A 2026-nucleotide genomic window follows, 5' to 3' on the forward strand; every position below is an offset into this window, starting at 1 on the left:
CAGCCAGGAGACCAGGCGGCGTGGCGAGGGGACGATGCGCTCGGGATCGGCCCGGCCCTGGTTGATGTAGCGCACGAGCAGGTTCGCGCTGCCGGACCAGGTCGCGGTACGGGTCAACCAGACAGGCGCCGTAGCGCGGCGGACGCAACAACTGAGGTTCCCCCGGTAGCTCGGAGGGTTTGATCCTCCCCTGGTTGTACGGAGTCGGGTTACTGGACGATCACTCATCTCAGTAGCCCGGAGGACAGCCCACGATGCCCAAGCGGTACCCGCCCGAGTTCCGGCGCAAGGTCCTCGATCTGGTCGCGTCCGGTCGCCGCGTCGCCCAGGTGGCGGCGGACCTCGACATCAGCGACCAGACGATCTACGTCTGGCGCCGCCAGGAGCTCATCGACACCGGACAAATGCCCGGAATGACCAGCACCGACAATGCCGAGCTGGTCGCCGCGCGTCGGCGGATCGCCGAACTCGAGGCCGAGGTTGCCGTCCACCGCCGTGTCGCCGAACTGCTCAAGGAGGGCAGCAGCCCAAAAGACGGTACGAGGCGGTCACGGTGATCGTCTCCGAAGGGCGGTCGATCCAGCTTGCCTGCCGAGTGCTCGGGGTGTCGGAGTCCGGCTTCTACGACTGGCGCGGCCGTGCCCCCTCGCCGCGGACGATCCGCAGGCGTGGTTGACCGATCTGATCCGCGAGATCCACGCCGAATCGTTCCAGGTCTACGGCGCTCCGCGGGTGCACGCCGAGCTCACCCTCGGCCGCGGGATCACCGTCGGGCACAACACCATCGCGCTTCTCATGCGCCGCAACGGAATGAAAGGACTGCCCAACCGGCGCCGGCCGCGTCCGAGGCACGACACGCCCACTGCGGTGGACCCGGTCGACCGCGACTTCGCCCGCGCCGCGCCGAACCAGCTGTGGGTCACCGACATCACCGAACACCCCACCCGTGAGGGAAAGGTGTACTGCGCGGTCGTGCTCGACGTGCACTCCCGTCGCGTCGTCGGCTGGTCGATCGACTCCAGTCAGACCCCCACTCGCCCTGGCAGCGGCCGACGAACGAGAACACCAATGGGCTGCTGCGCCAGTACTTCCCGAAAGGCACGGACCTCTTCCGCTGGTCCCCCGAGGACCTTGAAGCCGTCGCTCTCGCGCTCAACAACCGACCCGAAAGAGCCTCGACTGGCAGACTCCAGCCGAGGTCTTCGAGCAACAGCTACGCTCGCTCCAACAAGCTGGTGTTGCAACGACCGGTTGAACTCAAGCAGTTCACCTCCTGGGTCTTCGGCGACAAGATCCGCTCAGCCGGCCTCCTACCATCCTTCGGAACCGTAGGCGACGGCCTCGACAACGCGATGATGAATCCTTCTGGCCATCGATGCAGATCGAACCACTGAACCGTCAACGATGGAAGACCCGCGTGGAGCTGGCCAACGCGATCTTCGACTACATCGAGATCTTCCACAACCGCCGCCGACGGCACACCGCCCTCGGCTACCTCACCCCAATCGAGTACGAACTACGCTCTGACCACGACACCATCACCGCTGCCAGTTAGCCACAACGACTGGAACCCTTCCGATGGGGCAGGTCACACTGTCACCTACTCGTGCAGCGGACCCTGTCTTTACCGCGATCGCCGTGAACATCGAACGCCTCAGCGGCCTGCCACCAGCCAGCGAGGCAACCTCGTCCCGGCTCCGACCGCCTTCTAGTGCTGCGTCACGCAATCTTGGCCGGGTAATGGGTCCAGGTGCGGATGGGTGAGTCGGTGGCGAAGCCGGTCTTGGGTTGGGCGCGGGCGTTGCGCCAGCGGATGTAGGCCGCGATCGCGGCGTTCTGCTCGGCGTGGCTGCGGTGGTCGGTGCCGTTGAGGGCGAAGTAGCGCAGGGCGGTGAACTCGGCCTCGATCCAGTTCAACCAGCTGGAGTAGGTCGGCAGGAACACCAGCTCGACGTCGTTGGCGGCGGCCCAGTCCAGGACGTCGGGGTGGCGGTGCGGCGAGAAGTTGTCGGCCACGATGTAGAGC

The 2026-nt window shown here is 66.0% G+C and carries 2 protein-coding genes and 3 pseudogenes; 4 read left to right on the plus strand and 1 reads right to left on the minus strand.

Features of this window, described 5'->3' with window-relative positions:
- Positions 1-254: 254 nt before the first annotated feature.
- The 4 genes and pseudogenes from BLQ91_RS39915 to BLQ91_RS39930 all read left to right on the plus strand — a co-directional run.
- A complete protein-coding gene (locus tag BLQ91_RS39915; RefSeq protein WP_090105789.1) occupies positions 255-557 on the plus strand; it encodes a transposase in 303 nt (100 codons plus the stop codon).
- Positions 496-966: pseudogene (locus tag BLQ91_RS43995) on the plus strand (IS3 family transposase); the annotation flags it as partial. The gene BLQ91_RS39915 and the pseudogene BLQ91_RS43995, both read left to right, overlap by 62 nt.
- Before the next feature lie 56 nt (positions 967-1022).
- Positions 1023-1255, plus strand: a pseudogene (locus tag BLQ91_RS39925) (transposase); the annotation flags it as partial.
- Positions 1256-1262: 7 nt separating this feature from the next.
- Positions 1263-1555, plus strand: a pseudogene (locus BLQ91_RS39930) (IS3 family transposase); the annotation flags it as partial.
- A 164-nt stretch (positions 1556-1719) separates the two neighbouring features.
- On the opposite strand, the gene BLQ91_RS39935 reads toward BLQ91_RS39930, so the two are convergent.
- The coding region (locus BLQ91_RS39935) for a transposase (protein WP_176960223.1) at positions 1720-2026 on the minus strand (307 nt) is incomplete at its 5' end.

Origin of the sequence: Lentzea jiangxiensis, from assembly GCF_900104175.1 — a bacterium.
GTDB lineage: Bacteria > Actinomycetota > Actinomycetes > Mycobacteriales > Pseudonocardiaceae > Lentzea > Lentzea jiangxiensis.

Coding starts and splice junctions, on each gene's coding strand:
- BLQ91_RS39915 (WP_090105789.1), top strand. CDS start 255: ATGCCCAAGCGGTACCCGCCCGAGTTCCGGCGCAAGGTCCTCGATCTG.